Annotated in this window: 14 protein-coding genes and 1 pseudogene; 7 read left to right on the top strand and 8 right to left on the bottom strand. The window is 59.6% G+C overall.

Annotated elements, in window-relative coordinates; translation table 11 throughout:
- Nucleotides 1-2: 2 nt before the first annotated feature.
- Together ACZ1HM_RS08680 and ACZ1HM_RS08675 are read right to left on the bottom strand one after the other, a co-directional pair.
- Entirely contained in the window at nt 3-1,511 is a 1,509-nt protein-coding gene (locus ACZ1HM_RS08680) for an FGGY-family carbohydrate kinase (RefSeq protein WP_472742421.1), read from the bottom strand.
- The gene (locus ACZ1HM_RS08675; RefSeq protein ID WP_472742420.1) at nt 1,486-3,792 is read right to left on the bottom strand and encodes a molybdopterin-dependent oxidoreductase; all 2,307 of its coding nucleotides are present in this window, start codon (nt 3,790-3,792) and stop codon (nt 1,486-1,488) included. The genes ACZ1HM_RS08680 and ACZ1HM_RS08675 overlap by 26 nt, the downstream gene beginning before the upstream one ends.
- Before the next feature lie 82 nt (nt 3,793-3,874).
- Between ACZ1HM_RS08675 and ACZ1HM_RS08670 the strand changes: the two genes are divergently transcribed.
- Together ACZ1HM_RS08670 and ACZ1HM_RS08665 are read left to right on the top strand one after the other, a co-directional pair.
- Entirely contained in the window at nt 3,875-4,798 is a 924-nt protein-coding gene (locus tag ACZ1HM_RS08670; RefSeq protein WP_472742419.1) for a transketolase, read from the top strand.
- Nucleotides 4,799-4,809: 11 nt separating this feature from the next.
- A complete protein-coding gene (locus ACZ1HM_RS08665) occupies nt 4,810-5,814 on the top strand; it encodes a transketolase family protein (protein ID WP_472742418.1) in 1,005 nt (334 codons plus the stop codon).
- Between the two features lie 6 nt (nt 5,815-5,820).
- On the opposite strand, the gene ACZ1HM_RS08660 is transcribed toward ACZ1HM_RS08665, so the two are convergent.
- From ACZ1HM_RS08660 to ACZ1HM_RS08640, 5 genes are all read right to left on the bottom strand, one after another.
- Nucleotides 5,821-7,440 carry an FGGY-family carbohydrate kinase gene (locus tag ACZ1HM_RS08660; protein WP_472742417.1) on the bottom strand — a complete coding sequence of 540 codons (1,620 nt, stop codon included), beginning with the start codon at nt 7,438-7,440 and terminating at the stop codon, nt 5,821-5,823.
- A 213-nt stretch (nt 7,441-7,653) separates the two neighbouring features.
- Nucleotides 7,654-8,121 (bottom strand): DUF427 domain-containing protein, encoded by a 468-nt coding sequence (locus ACZ1HM_RS08655; protein WP_472742416.1) that lies wholly within the window; start codon nt 8,119-8,121, stop codon nt 7,654-7,656.
- A gap of 32 nt (nt 8,122-8,153) precedes the next feature.
- Nucleotides 8,154-9,461 carry an alpha/beta hydrolase family protein gene (locus ACZ1HM_RS08650; RefSeq protein WP_472742415.1) on the bottom strand — a complete coding sequence of 436 codons (1,308 nt, stop codon included), beginning with the start codon at nt 9,459-9,461 and terminating at the stop codon, nt 8,154-8,156.
- A gap of 136 nt (nt 9,462-9,597) precedes the next feature.
- Entirely contained in the window at nt 9,598-10,227 is a 630-nt protein-coding gene (locus ACZ1HM_RS08645) for a LuxR C-terminal-related transcriptional regulator (RefSeq protein ID WP_472742414.1), read from the bottom strand.
- Nucleotides 10,224-12,239, bottom strand: a complete 2,016-nt coding sequence (locus tag ACZ1HM_RS08640) for a sensor histidine kinase (protein ID WP_472742413.1) — start codon at nt 12,237-12,239, stop codon at nt 10,224-10,226. Before ACZ1HM_RS08640 ends, ACZ1HM_RS08645 begins: the two co-directional genes overlap by 4 nt.
- A gap of 175 nt (nt 12,240-12,414) precedes the next feature.
- Here ACZ1HM_RS08640 and ACZ1HM_RS08635 point away from each other — a divergent pair, with 175 nt between their 5' ends.
- Both ACZ1HM_RS08635 and ACZ1HM_RS08630 read left to right on the top strand, forming a co-directional pair.
- On the top strand, nt 12,415-13,173 hold the full coding sequence (locus ACZ1HM_RS08635; protein WP_472742412.1) for a hypothetical protein: 759 nt from the start codon (nt 12,415-12,417) through the stop codon (nt 13,171-13,173).
- On the top strand, nt 13,121-15,640 hold the full coding sequence (locus tag ACZ1HM_RS08630) for a DUF4214 domain-containing protein (protein WP_472742411.1): 2,520 nt from the start codon (nt 13,121-13,123) through the stop codon (nt 15,638-15,640). Before ACZ1HM_RS08635 ends, ACZ1HM_RS08630 begins: the two co-directional genes overlap by 53 nt.
- 153 nt (nt 15,641-15,793) lie before the next feature.
- Here the strand turns inward: ACZ1HM_RS08630 and ACZ1HM_RS08625 are convergent, their stop codons facing one another.
- A complete protein-coding gene (locus tag ACZ1HM_RS08625) occupies nt 15,794-16,477 on the bottom strand; it encodes a type 2 periplasmic-binding domain-containing protein (RefSeq protein ID WP_472742410.1) in 684 nt (227 codons plus the stop codon).
- A gap of 256 nt (nt 16,478-16,733) precedes the next feature.
- On the opposite strand from ACZ1HM_RS08625, the gene ACZ1HM_RS08620 reads away from it, so the two are divergent.
- The 3 genes and pseudogenes from ACZ1HM_RS08620 to ACZ1HM_RS08610 all read left to right on the top strand — a co-directional run bounded on the left by ACZ1HM_RS08620 (nt 16,734) and on the right by ACZ1HM_RS08610 (nt 19,514).
- Nucleotides 16,734-17,150 (top strand): hypothetical protein, encoded by a 417-nt coding sequence (locus tag ACZ1HM_RS08620; protein ID WP_472742409.1) that lies wholly within the window; start codon nt 16,734-16,736, stop codon nt 17,148-17,150.
- Nucleotides 17,147-18,451, top strand: coding sequence for a glutamine synthetase family protein (locus ACZ1HM_RS08615; RefSeq protein ID WP_472742408.1), 1,305 nt, complete (start codon nt 17,147-17,149; stop codon nt 18,449-18,451). The genes ACZ1HM_RS08620 and ACZ1HM_RS08615 overlap by 4 nt, the downstream gene beginning before the upstream one ends.
- Nucleotides 18,451-19,514 (top strand): annotated as a pseudogene (locus ACZ1HM_RS08610) (ornithine cyclodeaminase). The gene ACZ1HM_RS08615 and the pseudogene ACZ1HM_RS08610 overlap by 1 nt, the downstream one beginning before the upstream one ends.

The following is a 19,514-nucleotide window of genomic DNA, read 5'->3' as shown; positions in this document are numbered from 1 at the left end:
CTTTATTCCTGTAGTTTTCTGAGCTTTGCCCGCGTTTCACGTGCGATCTGCGACAGAAGGGCATAGCGCGCATAGGCGTGCTCATAGGATTGGTGGGCTTGGGGCTGCGGTGCGTAGGTTTTGAGCGTTGTTTCCCGTTTTGCCAGGGCCACGGGGTCGCCCAGCTGGGCTGCGGCGGCACCAATGCAGGCAGCGCCCCAAAGCCCCTGATCAGAGGCATCGCTGACCAGCACCTCCTGGCCGAGTATATCGGCAATGATCTGGCACCAGACATCGTTTTTGGAGCCCCCTCCGGTGAGCTGCACAGGCAGGCTTGGCAAGCCGCCCTGCATCTCAAAGCAGTGGCGCAGGCTGAAGGCCGCACCCTCCATAACGGCGCGGCCCATTTCTGCGGTGGTGGTGGCCGCACTCAGGCCGTGAAACGCGGCCCGGACGTCAGAGGCCACGAAGGGCGCACGCTCGCCGCTGAGGTAGGGCAAGAAGGTCACGCCGTTAGCGCCCGGCGGCACCGCGCGCACCATTGCGCTGAGCTTTTGCGCAGTCTCACCCGGAGTGTCGCCGCCCAATGTTTGCGGATGCAGGCTGTTGAACCAATCAAGGGCTGATGCGCCGCTGGTGGGGGCAAAGACCTTGATTGCGACCTCAGCTGTTGGGTGCAAGACCGCAGCACCAATGGGGTCACCCGTGGGGTGCAGATCATCCGTCAGGATGCTGATCACGGCGGTGGTGCCCATGATCATCATCGTCTGACCGGCTTTATCCATGCCCATCCCGACGATCATCGCCCCCAGATCTAGCGTGCCCACTGAGACCGGCGTGCCCTCAGCCAAACCGGTCAGTTGGGCCGCTTCTGGGCTAAGTCCGCCCAAGCTTTCTGCCGCGCTGCGGGGGCGCGCCAGTTTGTCCGAAAGATCTTCGCATCCCAGGGCGGCCAATTGTGCGGGGCTGTAGGACCGTGTGCTGAAATCCAGAAACGGGATGGCCGCGTTGGACCAATCTACGGCCGATGCGCCGGTCAGCTTGTAGGCCACCCAATCTGCGCAGGTCATCACCCGCGTCACGCGGGCCGCCGCCGCAGCCTCATGTGCGCGCAACCAGCGCCACAGCACGCCAGAGGTGCCCGCCCAAAGCGCCGTATGGCATCCACGGCCCACGGTTGCAGCGGCCCCCGTTTGCGTCAGATGCTCCACATCCTCTCCGGCGCGGGTGTCATTCCAAAGCATTGCTGGCGCTAACGGAGCACCCTGCGCATCCACGGCCCAAAACCCGTCTCCCTGCGCCGCCACACCGATTGAGAACACGTCCGAGACGTCGATGTCGCGGGCCAGTTCTGCCAGAACCTGCGCCACCGTTTCCCAGACGGTGTTCATGTCTTGCTCACTGCCCCCATCCGCGCGCTGGATCACGTGGCTGTCGGCCTGGGCCATGCTTTGACACGTGCCATCCGCCCGGTAGGCCGCGGCCTTTACCGCTGTCGTTCCGACATCAAGACCGATCCACAAACCGCTCATGCCTGCCCTCCTTCTTCATAGGTTTCGATCTTAGGGGGCTGCCTATGGTCAGCTGTGGCAAGGCGGCCTCCCATTTCTCAACCTGCACCCATGTCGAATGCGCGGTGTTGCCTTGTGACAGTTCCGAACACCCCACATCACGCGTCAGCACATTGGGATTGCCGTGCACCTCAAGGAACGCCCCTGCAACGTGCTGCGGATCGTACCAGGCCCCCGTCGGCAGTGAGATACAATCGCGGCGCATCTCCGGTTGCAGGGTAATGCCAACCAGACAGGCCCCCCGTTCGTTATACAGCCGGGCAATATCCCCCTGGGCCAGCCCGAGATCTGCGGCAGTATCGGGATGTATCTGCGCCGGTTCACGCCCCTTGATTTTGCTGCGCAAGGACTCAGCACCCCGGTCGTTCTGAGCGTGCAGACGCGTGTCGGGTTGCCCCGAAATCAGATGCAGCGCGCCAGCCGGTGCGCTTGCTAGACCTTCAACCGGTTCGATCCATGTCGGATGGCCGGGGCACCCCACCAGATTTGCCTTGGCAAGCTGGTCATTGAAAAGGGTGATCTTGCCGCTTTCAGTGCGCAGCGGGTTGCCATCTGGATCTTGGACGAAGCCCGCCATCAGCCGCCTGTGCTGAACCGCGTTCGGCACGTCAAAGCGTCCGGTGCTTTGGAAATCTTCAAACGACGGCAGGTCAAACCCATGCTCGCGGGCCACGCCTTGGGACTGCGCCCAAAGCAGCCGCAGCCAATCATCCGCGCTGCGCCCTTCGGTAAAGGCCTCAAGCGCGCCCATACGGGCCGCGATGCCACAAAAGATGTCATGATCATTCAGCGCCTCGCCAATCCGGGCCATCGCCGGTGACATCCAGATCAAGCTGGGGTCGCGCCGGTTTGCCATGATGTCATGCCGCTCCAACGGTGTGGTCGCGGGCAGTACGATGTCAGCGCGCCGCGCTGTGGCTGTCCAACTGTGGTCATTCACGATGACGGTTTCGGGTCGTGTCCAAGCCTGCTCAAGCCGGCGCAGGTCCTGATGATGGTGAAACGGGTTGCCCCCCGCCCAATAGACCAAGCGGATATCGGGATAGGTTCTGTCCTTGCAATCGTAGCGATACGCGCCACCCGGGTGCAAAAGCATATCCGCAATCCGGGCGACGGGGATAAAATCATCCACCGCATTTTGCCCCTGCGGCAAAGACGGCCATGGGATCAACCGCGTGGGTCTGCCCACAGGGGTGGTGGATCCATAGCCAAAGGCAAATCCGGTGCCGGGTTTGCCGATCTGGCCCAGCATTGCCGCAAGGGCCAGCGCCGCCCAAACCGGCTGCTCCCCATGTTCGGCGCGCTGAAGGGACCAGGCCACGGACACCATGCTGCGCTTGCGTGCCAGATCAGAGGCCAGTGCACGGATGGCAGCCGGGTTGATGTCGCAGATCAGCGCGGCCCACTCTGCTGTTTTCGCAATGCCATCCTTCTCTCCCAGAAGGTAGGCCCGGAAGGCGGGCCAGCCGCTTGTATAGCGGTCCAGAAACGCCTGATCTGCCTGCCCGTCCACCACCAGCCTGTGACACAGCGCCAGAATCAAGGCGGTATCGGTCCCAGGCCGGATCGCCATCCACTCAGCCCCCGGCGTGTCCGTCCCAATAGGAGAGACCAGCACAACCCGTGTGCCCCGCGCCTTGAGGGTCTCAAGCCACGCGCCCACCTCATGACGGCTGGCACCCGATGAGGTGATCTGCGCTGTGCGGGTGGAAATACCTCCAAACGACAGCAACAGCTCACAATGCTCAGCCACCTCGCCCATGCTGGTGATGCCATCCTGCACCTCGCGCTGCGGCATGCCTAAAACATGCGGGAACAGAACCTCCGCTGCGGCATGCGAATAGGTGTTGCGCGCGCCAACATAGCCGCCGATGCAGTTCAGGAACCGTCGCAGCTGGCTTTGGGCGTGATGAAAGCGGCCCGCACTGGACCAGCCGTAAGAGCCGCCGAAAATCGCCCCGTTGCCATGGACGCCCCGCACGCGCGTCAATTCTTTGGCGACCAGATCAAAGGCCTGATCCCAGGAAACGCTGACAAAGCTGTCGTCGTTGCGTCCTGCGCCTGCGTCTTGGGCCAGCCAGCCCTTGCGCACGCAGGGCGTCAAAATCCGGCTGTTTTTATCTTGTGCAGCCGAAAGCCAGCCCCGCCCAATGCGGGAGGGCAAAGGATCATCCGCGAGCGGCACAAGCGGTCCGCCCTCTTCAAACGTGTAAGACCCCCAATGGGACGCGGTGTAAGGCATCTCAAATCTCGTCTGACCAAAGCCACTTGATTTTATCATATGACCTAAATATTGACATATGTAAATCAGCGAGGAGCGCATCATGCGAAATGAACGCACAACACAAGAGGTAGCCCTGGGCATTCGGCGGAGGGTTTTTGAGCATTCCATTCGCAACAACGGCGGCTATCTCAGCCAGGCGTGCTCAGCAGCCGAACAACTTGCCTGGCTCTACAACGAGGCGCTCCATCTGGGGGAACCGACGCTGCCGATGATCCCTAAGGACTTTGCTGGCGTGCCCTCGCCCACCAATGCCGATTACCACACGGGTGCGGGCTATAACGGGCCTGCGGCACCTGAGTATGACCGGCTTTTCATTGCACCTGCGCATTACGCTCTGGTCGCCTACGCCACATTGATTGAAACCGGCCGCATGGCCCCCGAAGGGTTGGAGATGTTCAACCAAGATGGCTCATCGGTCGAAATGATCGGCGCGGAACACTCCCCGGGGATGGAGGTTCACAACGGGACCCTGGGCATTGGCCTGTCCACAGCCGCTGGCCTGGCCTGGGGCCGTAAGAGGCGGGGCGACACCGGGCGCACCTGGGTCTTTATGTCAGATGGTGAGGTGCAAGAGGGCCAAACCTGGGAAGCTGTTCAGGCCTGCGCCCACCACGGGGTTGAGGTGAAGGCGATCATGGATGTGAACGACCAGCAGTGTGACGGTGCCATGTCATCGGTCATGGAGGTCGGTGACATTGCGACCAAGTTCCGCAACTTTGGTGCCGCCTGCGTTGAAGTGGATGGCCATGATCTGGGCGCGATCCGTGAGGCTGCAGATACACAGCACGACGGCAAACCGCTGATCATCCTGGCGCGCACAAACCCGTTCCATAGCATGTCCATCTTGGAAGAACGCTTTCCCAGGCTGCATTACGTCCGGTTCAAATCCGAAGACGAACGCGCGCGCTTTAACACATCCATCGCAGCAGACCTGGGCGTCGCCCCTGTCGCCTACGACCATTGAGGAGAGATACCATGGTAGAAATGGTCAACCGCCCCTACGCCACTGCGTTCGAAACCTTCGCCGCTGGCAACCCGGACATCCTTTGCCTGTCAGCAGACCTTACGTCCTCTTGCGAAATCGACGGCTTTCGCGACCGCCACCCCGATCAGTTCCTGTCGCTTGGTATGGCTGAGCAAAACATGATGAGCTTTGCCGGTGGGCTGGGCCTGGCGGGTTACCGCCCGTTCATCCACACCTTTGGCGTTTTCATGTACCGCAGACCTTATGATCAATTGATGGCTTCTGTTGCCTACCCACGGCGCAAAGTACGTCTGATGGGGTTCTTGCCCGGTGTCACCACGCCCGGCGGCATGACACACCAGTCCATCGAAGACATCAGTGTGATGCGCTCCATTCCCAACATGACCATCCTGGAAACCGGCGATGCGACTGAGGTTGAATCGATCTGCGAAGCCGCCGACAACATTGATGGGCCTGTGTGGTGCCGGGTGCTGCGCGGGTCTGTGCCCCGCCTTTTTGATACGCCAATCAAGGTTGGAGAGATGCGGGTGTTATCCGAAGGCGATGACGTTCTGGTCGTGACCGCTGGCATCTGCACCGAAGAAGCGATGCGCGCCCGCGCGGCCTTCGCCAAGGCGGGCTTGTCCATCCGGCATCTGCACCTGCACACAATCAAACCCTTTGATGCGGGCGCGCTTCTTGATCACATCGGCAGTATCAAACATGGCGTCGTCACCTTGGAAAACCACGTCACCGAAGGCGGTATTGGATCGCTTGTCGCGGAAACGATGGCCGATGCGGGGGTGGGCAAACGTCTTGTGCGGCTTGGTTTGAAAGACACCTATGCGCACGGCGGATCGCGCCCCTATCTGATGCGGTATTATGGGTTGGATGCGCTGGCGCTTGTGCGCGGGATCGAAGACCTGATGGATCAGGATTTCGGCATCTCTGAGGATGATCTGGACACCGCCCGCGTTGAGGATGTGCATTCGCTGGTCAAAGCCGAAGCGCTTTAGGGTCTGCTATGCAGGGGGGCCGTTCAAGCGCGCGGCGGCTTGCAACGCCTCAAAGACGGCAAACCGCTGAGCATGGCGTTCAGCTGTCGCCCCCGCCTGCGGCGCATAGATCTGCCCCAGAGACGACATGGCCACCATCGCCTGTGTCAGATCCTTGTGCGCACCGGCGGCCACCGCCCCCAAGATGGCTGAACCCAGCAGCACCGGCTCCTCTGATCCGGGCGCGGCAAAGGGAATGCCCGCCGCATCCGCCAAAAGCTGGCGCACAACGGGGTCGGCCCCGGCCCCGCCGCTGATCACGACCAGTTCCGGTGTGACACCGTTTTGCGCCTGCACAATCACGATCTGGCGCAGGCCGTACCCCAAACCACAAAGCCCCGCGACGTAAAGACCCGCCAATGCCGCTTCGCTGGGATCAAGATCCAGGCCTGCGATGATCGCCCTTGCCCCCGGATCAGCAAAAGGCGCACGGTTGCCCAAAAACTCGGGCACCACCACCATGCCGCCCGCCAAGGCCAAGGGGGTGGCATCAGCAGCGTTGATCATGCCCAGCAGATAATCGAGGATGTGCTGCCCGTTTGCCTTTGCGCGGGCGGCGGTTTCTGGATAGGCGGGGTGGCATTTGACAAGATGGGCGATGGCTTCGCCAGCGGCGGATTGGCCGCCCTCGCTCAGCCAAAGTCCAGGCACCATGGCGGAATAATACGGGCCCCAAACCCCCGGCACAAAGGCTTGCTCAACTGAGGACGACATGGTGCAGGCGGAGGTGCCAAAGACATAGGCCAGGCGCGCGGTCGGCCCCTCGAATGCGCCACGTGCGCCCACTGTGCCAACACCGCCCGCATGCGCATCTATCAGCCCCGCAGCCACGGCGGTGCCCGGCACCAGCCCCAGGTCTTGCGCCGCTTGGGCCGTAAGCCCCTGACCAAGCGCTGTGCCGGGATCCACGATGGTGCTGCCGATCCGCTGGAACCCCTCCTGGGCCAACACACCCAACCCAATCGTCTCAAAAAAGCTGGCGTCCCAAGCGCCCTCATGGGCCAGATACGTCCACTTGCAGGTCACCGTGCACACAGATCGCGCCCGGTCACCGGTGGCGCGCCAGGTCAGGTAATCCGTCAGGTCAAAGAAATCGCCCGCCGCGTCAAAACTCTCGGCCATGTTTTCTTTGAGCCAGAGCAGCTTTGGCGTTTCCATCTCAGGTGAGATTGTGCCGCCCACATAGTCCAGCACGCGGTGGCCTGTCGCGTTGATGCGCGCCGCTTGGTCGGTTGCGCGGTGGTCCATCCAGACGATGATGTTGCGATCTGGCGCGCCTGACGGGCTGACCGTGAGCGGTCTTTCAGATCGGTCCAACACCACCAGCGAACAGGTCGCGTCAAACCCCAAGCCAGCAATCTGCGCAGGTGCCAGCCCGCTTTGCGCCATCGCATCACGCACAGACGCGCAGACGCAGTCCCAGATATTGTCGCTGGATTGCTCAACGATGTCGCCGTCCATGCGAAAGATCTCAATGTCTCGCTTGGCGCTAGCGATCAATGCGCCTGCGGCATCAAATATGCCAGCCCGGGCGCTGCCAGTGCCGACATCGACCCCGATGAAATGCTGCGCGCTCTGTTTGTCCACGGGCTAACCCTTTCGCAATTTCCGCAGTTGCTTGGCCTTATCGAGGACCAGCAAAGATGGCGGTTAAACGATTAACACAAGGCCAAGTTTTGTCAAACGAAGCGGGCTTTATGGTCCCGTGGGGTCAATGGCAGATAAGCGCGCGTAGCGACCCTTTGCTTCGCCCGTAGTGAGACGTAACCGCCACCGCAGCGCAAGAGCCACCAGGCCGGGCTACCAGCCTTCGGTGCCTGGCGCCCCTTTGATCTGCCCGCGCAGGTTATCTGTGACCCAGCCACCGTAGAAATCGCCCGGTTGTGGCCGCACAGGCTCAGCGCCCACGTAACAGGCATCAAACGACGTGGCATAAAACGCCAGGTGATCTGCAATCGGCTCAAACGCGGGCGTCGGGCCTTGATAGCTCCAGGCAGCGCGCTTGGTCGCAACACCGGCGACCGTCACATCCCAGTAAGACGCGATGCCCTTCCATTCGCAAAACGACCGGCCCGCAGCGGCCTGCAGTCCGGCCAAAACATCACTGGGTGGGAAGTAATAGGTAGGTGCGTGGTGGGTTTCGAGAACACGAAACCCACAGGTTGTTTCAGCCACAACCGCCCCGTTCAATTCAACACGCAGCGTTTGCGCAACGCGCTCAAGCGCAGGCGGCCGGGGGTAGTCCTGGACGTTTTCAATTGCCAACATCTATGTTCGCCCCGCGGCTGCCCTTTGAACGCCTATTCGCCCGCTGACTTGCTTTCAAACCGCAGGCCTGCCGCGGTGCGCGGCGCAAAACCCGCCCAATAGCTGTGGTCTTCTTTGGGTGTGCCGTCTTCGTTCAACGAAATCACACCGTCATCTGCTGCTGGCACCAGATCGAAATACGCCGCTTTGCCAGCCTCCCCTTTGACATGCAGATCCATGAAAGCGGTGGCAAAATGCTGAGTGATGTTGTTCATGCGCACGTTGTCCCAGACCGCATCGGCGTAATGCTCAAAGGGGACGAAATCCAACCCTTCGACCGGCGCATAGCTTTCTTTCGGCGCAGGCATGGGGGCGGCGGCATTGTGGTTGGCGTGATTGAAGGTCAGCAGATGGCGGTCTGTGCCGGTGGTTTCTTCAAAAATCCCCCGCATCGCCGCATAGATGGAAACATCGTCAACACTGCCCGCCATCAACATCAACGGACGGCTGAACCCGGCCAGACCGGTGCTGTCCCAAAAACCGGTGTTGCGCCCCCAAGGGCCGATGGCAATCACAGCCTTAAGGCGTGGATCATCCGTAAGCGCCGCATGGGTGTCAGAGCCGGCAAGGTGCTCAGCCAGCAACCCGCGCGGCGTGCCCCAAGCATATTCGGTTGAGGCTTGCGTGACCCCGCCACCGCCATAAATCAGCGCCCCGTAGCCGCCCATCGAATACCCGATAAGCCCTGCCGTTTGCGCATCCGTGATCGCCGCGATGTCTTCGCCGATGACCGATGCATCGCCCATCTGGTCCAACACGAAACGTTGATCCAGCGGGCGGTTCAACAAGGTTGAGCCAAAGGCAGCCTGATCCGAATAGGTGCTGTCTGTGTGATCAATACTCACCGTCACATAACCCTTGGATGCCAGGTTTTCGCCAAGATGGCTCATCAAGAAACGGTTGCCAGGATAGCCGTGTGAAATCAGGATGACGGGAAAGCTTCCCTCACTCACCGGATCAGCGTCGCGTGCGGCCATGCCCTGCAATTGGGTGGCGACGGAGGGCGCGCGGGTGACCGTTTCGTAGACGGTGCCAGCCTCAGTGCCTTCGGCGGCTGGATACCAGACTTCTACGGTGAGTGGACGGTCATAGGTTGGGATCGCGTCTTCTGTGACGTTCAATACATCAATGCGGCCCGGATCGCTGAGCGTATAGGTGCGCACGCCGACAGCAAATTCACCATGCGCGGCCAGCTCGGGCGCGTCAGGACGCACCACATCAATTCGGTTTTCCGCAGAAAGGGTCGTCGCGGTCAAAGCGGATGCCAGCCCCAGTGTCAGGACTTTGGTGGGTGATGTCATGTGGAAACCTCATTTTTGCGAAGACGTGCCAATCGGGCGGCTAGGACATTGAACCTAACCTACAACACAGCATTCGCCAGCTTCATAATGTAAGCAACCCCAGCTGCCCCTACGGCAGGCACAGACCGGCCGACCTCTAAACCTCTCGGTTGGCGTCCAGCAGCCCTTCGCGCATGGCATAGGTCAAAAGATCTGCCGCTGAATGTGCGCCGACCTTGCGCATCAGATTTGTGCGGTGATTGTCGACCGTTTTCAGGCTGACACCCAAACGTTCTGCAATTTCCTTATTGGTCAGCCCTTGGGTGACCAGGCTGAGGATCTGCCGCTCACGCGACGTGAGACTGTCCGTGGATTGATGCCCGGCCAAGAGCTCATCTATGCCGGGGCCCAAGATCCGCTCTCCGTTCAGGACACGGGGGATGGCATCGGCGAATTCAGTGAGCGACTCGCGCTTGAGAAAAATCGCATCCGCGCCAGCGGCCTCCAGTTCAGACAAAAGCCCGGTTGAGGTCATGCCGGAAAAGACAATGATCCGCGTATCTGGTGACCAGCGGCGTGCCTCGCCGAAAACCTCAATCCCGCGCGCATAGGGCATCGCAATGTCGAGCGTCAAAAGAGCGGGACGGTGGCTGCGCACCATGGCAATCGCTTCCAACCCGTTCTCAGCCTCGGCCACGACCTCAACCCCGACGGAGGTCAGGATTTGACGGATGCCCTGGCGTATCATCCCGTGATCATCTGCGATCACCGCGTTGGCTGTAATCATGAAGCCTGTGCCACCTTTGACGTCTGCGCGACATACGGGGTGCCGACATTGGTTGTCGGCACCGTCACCCGCACCACTGTCCCCTGCCCTTGCTGGGACGCCAGATCAAACCCCAGACTATGACTCTCCGTCAACTCCTTGGCGATGGACAGGCCCAGACCGTGCCCTTCTGAGGCCTCCCCTTTGGTGCCGGGCTCCAGCGATGCGGCGCGCATTTGATCGCTCATGCCGATGCCGTTGTCATGCACTTCAAACCTGATCCCCTCCGGGGTTCGGCGACAGCCGACCAACACCTTCTCTGCCTGCCCATGCCGCAAAGCGTTGGAGACGAGGTTGCCCAATATCCGCATCAGTGACAGCGGATCGGCCATGATCTGGGCCGTGCTTTGCACAATCCGCAAATCGGTGCCTTGCCCTGCCGCATCCGTTTGAAACATTGATCCGAGGTTTTGCAGAATGATCTGAGCGGAAAAGACCTCTGACGCGCCCTTTTGCGGCGGATCTTCCTGACCTGATCCAAGGGGCTGCATGCTGTCTTCGAGGCTGGCGCGCAGGATACCGTCAAGATAAGCCAGACTGCCTTCTATCCGCCCTCTGGCCGCCTCGCCCCCCTCAAGCGCCATTTGAATGGAGGCCAAGGGTTGGCGGATATCATGCGCCGCACTGGCCAGCGCCTGACGGGATTGCTGCGCGATCTCTGACGCCTTCTGCCGGTCCGTTTCTGCCCGGCGCAGGGCCTCAGAAAGATGCAACCGGTCTTGGGATAGCTGCAGCTGTGCGCGCAGTGATGCGTCGCGTTCGCGCACGGCTGAACGGATGCGCAAGGCAATCGCAGCCGAGAACGCCAGCGCTTCTGCCAAAAACCCGCCGCGCATCACGGCACCTGCCACCTCTTGCTGAAAGAGGCCTTCGGTCAGATATCCAACAGCGGCAAAGATGAACGATCCCGCAAGCAGCCCAAACCCGATGAGCAACATCAAGGAACCCGATGCCCGCCTGCGGAACGCCACAACCGCCAGCGTCACCTGGGTAAGCGTGGCAACGATGACGGCGACCAGGAAGGTGATCTTGTACCACAAGGTGCTGATATAGAACGGTATCAGCATCGCAATCAGCGCGAACAAAAGGATGGTGCCAAGGGCAAAGCGGTTCAGGGACGGGTTGTATTTGGCCGTCTGGGTAAAGCTGCGCACAAACAGCAACCCCAAAGAGATCGACACAAGCGCCAGAATGGCCAGCGCAAATTGGTTAAATCCGGGTGCTGCGGGCCAAAGGTATTGGAACGCATAGCCTTCCATATGGACCAGTAAAAGCCCGCCGCTCAGCACATAAGCCCCGTAGATAAACGCCTGTTTGCCTGCCAATCCATAGAGATAGGTCGTGGAAATGACGCCCATTCCCAGGATTAGCGCGGTCAACGCCATGATCTGCACAGTGATGTCTTGGGTCCGGGCGAAAAAGCCGGGGACAGTCTCAATGAACAGCGGCATTTCTGTCGCTTGATCGGTGACGTATTCGATGTAGATCCGCGCGGTTTCGCCCGCCGCGAGCGGCACAGCCGAGACAAGGTGGCGGTAGGGGATTTGCCGCCCGCCAAAGGGATCACTTGAGGTGAGCGTCAGCAAGGTCTCAGGGGCGGGCGCGTTTTCCCCCACAAGGTGGACTTTCAGAACATCCGCAACCGGGATGTCATGGGTGATCCACCAGGTGCCCGCTGTGGTGTCTGCGTTGTGCACATCGACCCTGACCCAATAGCGCGCTGTGCCAAAGCCGAAATCAATCAGCCCGCCTGGAACTGGCTCAAACAGGGCATCGCTTTGCGGGGACAGTACATCCGACAAGCTCAGTTGCCGGTTCTGATCGGCGAAAACGCAAGCATGGCTGCCAAGATCCAAGGGCCCATCAAGGCTGCGCGACACCTCAGCCGGTGCGCAGGCCTTCACATCCGCCAGCACAAGGCCGGGCAGAGCCACAAAGAGAGCGATCAAAACGGTAAGGCGGAGTGTCCACATGGGATCAAGCGACACCCTGAACCCCCGGTTCGTCAAGAAAAATACTGTAAAACAGACAGATATAGGGGAAATACCCTAAGGCCTGCCCGCCCAATTAGGGGATCAACCCTATAACCTTAGCCGGTGTCATTGCGTAGTCTGGGCGCATAGCTTCTGGATTTTTTGGAGAACCCAAATGGGCACCGCATATTTTAATGACGATTATGAAGACGAACGAAATGGCGATCTGACGATCCCTGAGGGGCGCAGCTACACGTACTTCAATCCATCAGGTGATCCGTTGAATGCCGAAGTGGAAACGGTGCGTTTCCGCCTGCACGTCGATCACAATGGCGGCCAGGCGTTTGATCTTGGGGATGTGGACATGTGGATCCAATCTCCGGACGGTGAATTGAACCGGATTTATTACAACTTCGATGGGTTCGGACGGGACAAGGATGATGGCAACGACAGCGACCGCAGCAATGATTACGACATCAGCTTTTGGGGTGACGATCTGATTTCATCCATTAACTTCGGATTGGATGGCAACCGGGTCAATGGCAACTGGGCGTTGGTGGTGGACAACGAGGTCGGCCATTCGCTTGACCTGAATTACATGGAAGTCTGGGTGGATTTTAACGCCCCGCCTGAGCTGTCGATCCGTGACATTGATTTGGCAGGCGTCCGGTCTGTTGGCTTGCCGGTGATCATTGAAACCTGGGTTGAGAATACCGGCGATCAGCGGTCTGACCCCTTTACCCTGCAATACCTGGTGAACGGCGAAGAAGTGGGGCGCAGCATCCTGCCCGGCGGCTTGGGCGGGAACCGCGTCAACTACGAAACCGACGCCACCGTCTTTGATCAGGGCGGTGCCAACGAGGTTGAAGTGCGCATCCTGAATGCGGCGCGGGATCAGGATCTCGTCCAACAACACCCGCACCGAAACCTTTGAGATCAGCGATCCGCGCCCGGATGTGGTGGTGGGCGATGTGCAGATCTTCAGCACATGGCAACCGGGCAGCGAAGTGACGGTACGCAGCTTTATCGAAAACCAAGGCGACGCACTGTGGAACCCGTTGGTTGGGCCCATTAACGTGACCTATCTGCTGGATGGGCAAGCCATCGGCACCGATGTCCTGCTTGGCGGTCTGGTGCCCAACATCGGCTGGTGGGAGGAGTTTTCTTTTGAACTGCCCGACGGAGATCCACAGACCTTCACCGTGGAGCTGAGCGGTGCAGAGCTGGAGCACAGCACCGACAACAACACCTGGAGCGAACAGTTTCACAATGATCAGTTCAGTGGTGGCGACAAAGACATCAGCAACGCCGCTTGGGAGGTTGAGGTTGGTGCCTTTATGGCGCGCGCGGTTTACGGCAAGGACAACATCCCCGAGGCTTATCGCGACACGGACCGCGCCAACGGCATTGATGACCTTTACGATGATTATCTCGATCAGGTCGGCTGGCAGCTTGTCTCGCCCGGGGCCCTGGCCAGCCGGGGGTATCTGACGAGTGAGGCCAACAAAGTTGATTGGGGCGCAGGCGGTCTGTTCCGTGGCGACAGCCCGGATGAATTGTCGTTAACGCAGCCTTTCTCGGCCCAGGGTTTGTTGTCTTTGGGCACCTCTCCTGATGGAGAACGCACCCTGGCGCTGACCTTTCGGGGCACGGATGATCAGTTGATTGATGCCCTCTTTGGCCAGGCCTTCACCGGCAATGGGCAGTATCACTATTATGAGGCGATGCGTCCGCTGATCAACGCAGCCTTGGCTTACGCAAATGACCCGGCAAACGGCGTTGAAAAGCTGGTTGTCTCGGGTCACAGCCTGGGCGGGACAACAGCTGATCTGTTTATGTTGGCCGATGCCCACCGCCTGGATGAAAGCGTGGATCTGACCGTGGTCTCCATCGCGTCAGCTGGCGTGCACCCCGACGTGCTGAGCGACCCCTACAGCGCAAAAGGTCTGCAGCTGCAGGTCGATCCGCGTATGGTCAACACTGACGGGGACGGCCAGATCACGGGACTGAATGCGCCGGGCAACTACATTGGCCTTTCATTCACCAATGATCCCGTCACCTTTGACCAGCAAAACCCAACCGAGCTGCCGCTGTCACCGAACGGTGCGCTGAATGACAACCTGCATTTCTTTAACGAACTGACGCCCGTGGATCTGCCCAATGTCTCTATGACCGCGCAAAAAGAGGGCGGCTTGCTGGATCAGTTCGGATTTGGGGCGGAGCATAACCAAGGTCTTTACTGGGCCATGCTGAGCGGCGTGACCGACGATCCGCTGTTGGATTTATGGAGCGGTCAGCCCATCACAGTTGGGGAAACGGATTACGCGCGCACACCGGATTTGGATGACAAGGCCTTTGGCGTCTTTGGAGAGTTTCTGACCGAAAGCGGCCAAACACGCACCGCAGAAGATCCTTCTCTGACGGGGACGGCATTCGCGGACTACATCGTGGCATTGGCCGGAGATGACGGTCTGGCGGGCCAAGCGGGCGACGATTTGTTGTCAGGTGGCGCTGGCTCGGACGAGATCTTTGGCGGGGACGGCAATGACATGTTGTCCGGCGGCGCGGATGACGATGTGATTGATGGAGGGGCTGGTGCCTCTGACACGGCCTATTATGCAGGCCCGCAAAGCCGCTACACGCTGGAGATCGCTGAGGGCGAAGCCACGCTGACAGACAGAGCAAGCGATGGCGACGGCCAGGATACGCTTAGCAACGTGGAATTCCTGTCCTTCGACATGGGGAGCGAGACCTTCAACCTGGCGTCACAAACCGGCATCGCGGACCTGAGTGTCGAAGAAATCACCATATTTGTCGAACTCTACATCGCCTATTTCAACCGCGCACCAGATGCGATCGGGCTGAATTTCTGGGGATCGGTTTATGCCGATGGCCTGACTTTGGAAGAGATTGCCGCCGACTTCTTGCAGCAACCCGAAACCCAAGAGACCTATCCAGCCGGATTGAGCGCGCTTGAATTTGCCACAGCGGTCTACAACAACGTGCTTGGCCGGACACCGGACGAAGGCGGGCTGACCTTCTGGGCCAACACCCTCGACAGCGGAGGGGTCACGCGGGATCAGTTTATTCTTGAAGTGCTGCGCGGTGCCAAGGCAGAGCCTGCGCCAGGAAGCGACGCAGAGTTCATCGCACTGCAAGCCGCTGATCAAGCCTATCTCGAAGCAAAGACAGACGTGGGCATGCATTTTGCGGTCGTGCACGGGATGTCTGATGTCGACAGCGCGGCTGACGTCATGACGTTGTTTGTCCGGGACCAGGCGGACAGCTTTGACAATGCGGTATCTGCGACGGATGCGCTTTATGAAGATGCCATCCAAGTGGACAGCGGCGCGTTCCTGGTACAGCTGACCGGGGTGATGGATGACATCGCTTTGGTCTGATTGCCCAAAGCGGGGGCTGCTTCGCACGGAAGGGGCTGCGCCCGGGCGAAGTATGCCACCACCGACAGCCCGGGCGTTTGCGGCCTAGGTAACGCCCGCCACTGATCCCCTGCGGCAAGGCGTGTCCCCTCCAAAGGCGGACACGCCAAACGCCTACTCCATCAGCGGACCCAGGATCGCCTGTAGCTGACCGCTCGCCTCCAGCGACCTGATACCGTCGCCCAGGATTTGATCAAGCTCTGCATTCCCGTCTTGCAGCACGAACTTCACCGGAAAACGGCCATAGGGGATCTTAGCCAGACCTTCGATCCCCTCCGCCTCAATCGTGCCGTCGACAACAACGGTCGCAAAGATCACCGCATCCCCGCGCCCGGCAGCCACCTTTTTCAACGCACATGGAATGCAGCTGGTGCCTTCAGTCTCAAAGTCGAAAACCTGCGTGTGACCAATGTCTGTTACGACATTAAGCTCAGAGAGGTTATTGGGACCGATGGGCGTGTCGCTGCGGTGGTAAATTGAGAAGGTGACATGGTAGAGCGGCGTTGTGCCAAACACGAGCCCCGGGCCAGGTGTCGAGCCGTTTTCGGGATCAAGCAGTGGAATATGCGCCGCACTTTCACCCGTCGAAACGGAGCGGATAGACCGCGCAAAAGGCTGCAGAGTGATCGCAAAGTCGCGCGCTGTCTCAGCCTCCAAGGCCTGAACAAGGTTTGGGAAAATCCCTTCTTCTGCAGATGCAGACAGGCCCGGAATTTCAGGCAGTGAGATCGTCTGACTTGCCTGCACCGCCCCCGTCATCAGTGTAAGCGCCAGCGCACAGAGTGAGATCATTTTCATCAAAAGCACCTTGCCTCGTTGTTGGGATGCAGCCTCGATTAGCTTTGAAGTGTTAATGCGGCGTTATTGGGCATCAGGTTGGCAGGACACCTCATCGACACAGGTAACATCGACGGCGGAAGCTGAAGGTCCGGGACATCATCTTCGTGGTGGGTCAGCACCTCGAAAATCTTACGGTGATAAGATCCTGTTGGCACGGCCACGCCATTGTCCTTGTCGTCCAAAAATTGCTGGTGTCCGCACCCTTTGACACCAAGTGGCGTTCATTTCAGCAGCATCCGAAAATAGGAAACAAATTTACAAAAAGATGTTAATTGATCTTGACGTGAAAATTATTTTCACCACTCTGGTGGCCATGTTGACGGATATTGGCATCGAGAGCACAGTCGTCGCGCTCCCCTGTGGAGAGTGTAAACACGCTCCGGCGATGTTGTTGGATCACCGCGTTCCGCTGCTTTGTGCGATTGAGGAACGGGTCGGAACATCTCCGCCATCCCCATCACGCTGCGTGTCTCAGCCGATCCGCAGTCGGAGGCAGGAAGAACCGCGCCTTAGTGGCGGCACTCTCCTGCGCAACAGCCCCAAATCCTCCGTTCCCAATAACACGTGCGCCCACGATAACACCCAGGCCGCAGCCCCCCTGCGCCTGACCTCAAAGGAAACAAAAGAATGACCCTGCCGCTGATATTTGCCGCCACGTCTGATATCGCCGGGAAGGTGCGCGGCAAGGCGTTTCCTGCCGACCAACTGGAAAAACGTCTGCTGCGCGGCGTTGGTTGGACACCCACAAACGTGCAAATCACCTGCTTTGATACAATCGCTGAAAGCCCCTTTGGTGCGCTTGGCGATCTGCTCCTGATCCCTGACGCGACGGCCCAGGCCAAAGCGCGTTTTGGTGAAACAACTGAACATTTCATGTTGGGCGACATCGTCACGCTGGAGGGCGCTCCATGGGCGTTTTGCACCCGCGCGATCCTGAAAGCGGCGCTGAAACGTCTTCATGACGTGGCCGGGGTCCACCTGATTTCGGCCTTCGAACATGAATTTCAGCTTAAAGCCACGCCCGCGATTGAAAATCAGGGATACGGGCGTGACGGGTTTGAATTGCAGCGGGGCCTTTGTGAGATGCTGATGGCGGTGCTGGCCGAAAACGGATTGGAGCCGGACAGCATCATGAAGGAGTACGGCCCCAACCAATACGAAGTTGTGGTGGGCCCCGCCAAAGGCGTGCGTTCGGCGGATGAGGCGGTCATCCTGCGGGAACTCACACGCTCAACGGCCCGTTTTTTGGGAGAGTCCGCCACCTTCACCCCCATTCGCGATGTGCAAAGCGTGGGCAATGGCGTGCACATCCACATGAGCTTTGTCGATGATGACGGCACGCCTGTCACATATGATGCGGACGGGGCCTGTGGCATGTCCAAACTGACCGACAGCTTCGCAGCAGGCGTGTTGAAATACCTGCCGCAGATTCTGGCGCTGACGGCCCCGTCGGTTGTGTCTTACGAACGCCTGACCCCGCACCGCTGGTCTGCTGCCTATAACAACCTTGGGTTCCGCGACCGGGAAGCATCGCTGCGGGTGTGCCCAGTGACGGCCAAAGACCCCGCCTCTATCTCAAAGCAGTTCAACATCGAATACCGCGCCGCAGATGCAGCGGCCTCCCCCTACCTCGCGCTGGCTGCTATTGTTCATGCAGGTGTTCAGGGCATCGAAGACGGATTGAAAGCCCCCGCACCAACCGAAGAAGATCTATCGCTTTTGCCTGCGGATGAATTGGCAAGCCGGGGCTACGTCCGCCTGCCCGAGACATTGGAGGCCGCTCTTGCAGCCTTCCGCGCAGATCCAACGGTTACTGGTTGGTTCGGGCCAGAGTTTGCCAGCCTCTATGAGGCGCATAAGGCCGCCGAAATTGAGGCGGTGAAAGGCATGGATACGGCCCAGAAATGCGCCGCCTATGAAAGCACCTATTGATGAACGGCCCTTCGGACAAAGCCCTGGTGCCTTTCGTAAGCGTCGAAAACATGCTGGCGCTGATCCATGGGCTCGGCATTCACCGCTGTCTGTGCGAGCTTGCCGATATGATCGAGGCGGATTTCAAACGCTGGGACGCTTTTGACAAAACCCCGCGCGTGGCGTCGCATTCCAACATTGGTGTGATCGAATTGATGCCAACCTCGGATGGGGTGGATTACACGTTCAAATTCGTGAACGGCCACCCGGCGAACACCAAGGTGGGTTTGCAAACCGTCACCGCTTTCGGCGTGTTGGCCCGCGTTGAGACGGGCTATCCTGAGCTTTTTGCGAAATGACCCTGCTGACCGCGCTGCGCACGGCGGCGACCTCGGCCATGGTGACGCGGGCGCTGGCCCCAAGGGGTGCCAAATGCGCCGCGATCATCGGCAATGGGGCGCAATCAGAGTTCCAGATCCTTGCCGTGGCCGCAGTCTGCGGGATCACCGAATTCCGCCTGTTCGACATAGATCCAACAGCCACCCAACGCTGCATCGGCAACCTGGAAGGGCAAGGCCTTGGCCTGACCGCCTGCACCTCAATCCAAGATGCGATGCAAGGGGCCAACGTGGTGACAACCTGCACGGCGGACAAAAGCTATCAAACGATCCTGACAGACAACCTTGTGGGCGCGGGCCTGCACATCAATGCCATCGGCGGGGATTGCCCAGGCAAGACCGAATTGCACCGCGATATCCTGCTGCGCAGCGACATTTTTGTGGAATACCCTGAACAGACACGGATTGAGGGCGACATTCAGCAGTTGGACCCCGACCATCCCGTAACAGAGCTGTGGCAGGTGTTGACCGGCGACCAGCCCGGACGGACATCCGCCGATCAGATCACCGTTTTTGACGGCGTAGGTTTTGCGGTTGAAGATTTCTCCGCCATGCTCTGGCTGCGCGAAAAAGTGGCCCAGGGTGCGCGCAGTGAAATGCTCGATCTGATCGCTGACCCGGATGATCCGCGTGACCTTTTTGGCATGACAAAGCGCTTTGCCCACCGCACAGAGCAAGCGGCTTGA

The sequence above is a fragment of the Sulfitobacter sp. GN1-4 genome, from assembly GCF_055693825.1.
Note: the sequence above shows the minus strand (reverse complement) of the source record. Positions and strands in the feature narration are given on the sequence as shown.

Excerpts from the sequence above, each read along its gene's own strand:
- ACZ1HM_RS08645 (WP_472742414.1), bottom strand. The coding sequence starts at position 10,227 with ATGATTACAGCCAACGCGGTGATCGCAGATGATCACGGGATGATACGC.
- ACZ1HM_RS08630 (WP_472742411.1), top strand. The coding sequence starts at position 13,121 with ATGCGGCGCGGGATCAGGATCTCGTCCAACAACACCCGCACCGAAACC.
- ACZ1HM_RS08625 (WP_472742410.1), bottom strand. The coding sequence starts at position 16,477 with ATGAAAATGATCTCACTCTGTGCGCTGGCGCTTACACTGATGACGGGG.
- ACZ1HM_RS08665 (WP_472742418.1), top strand. The coding sequence starts at position 4,810 with ATGGTAGAAATGGTCAACCGCCCCTACGCCACTGCGTTCGAAACCTTC.
- ACZ1HM_RS08670 (WP_472742419.1), top strand. The coding sequence starts at position 3,875 with ATGCGAAATGAACGCACAACACAAGAGGTAGCCCTGGGCATTCGGCGG.
- ACZ1HM_RS08680 (WP_472742421.1), bottom strand. The coding sequence starts at position 1,511 with ATGAGCGGTTTGTGGATCGGTCTTGATGTCGGAACGACAGCGGTAAAG.
- ACZ1HM_RS08655 (WP_472742416.1), bottom strand. The coding sequence starts at position 8,121 with ATGTTGGCAATTGAAAACGTCCAGGACTACCCCCGGCCGCCTGCGCTT.
- ACZ1HM_RS08640 (WP_472742413.1), bottom strand. The coding sequence starts at position 12,239 with ATGTGGACACTCCGCCTTACCGTTTTGATCGCTCTCTTTGTGGCTCTG.
- ACZ1HM_RS08675 (WP_472742420.1), bottom strand. The coding sequence starts at position 3,792 with ATGCCTTACACCGCGTCCCATTGGGGGTCTTACACGTTTGAAGAGGGC.
- ACZ1HM_RS08615 (WP_472742408.1), top strand. The coding sequence starts at position 17,147 with ATGACCCTGCCGCTGATATTTGCCGCCACGTCTGATATCGCCGGGAAG.
- ACZ1HM_RS08650 (WP_472742415.1), bottom strand. The coding sequence starts at position 9,461 with ATGACATCACCCACCAAAGTCCTGACACTGGGGCTGGCATCCGCTTTG.
- ACZ1HM_RS08635 (WP_472742412.1), top strand. The coding sequence starts at position 12,415 with ATGGGCACCGCATATTTTAATGACGATTATGAAGACGAACGAAATGGC.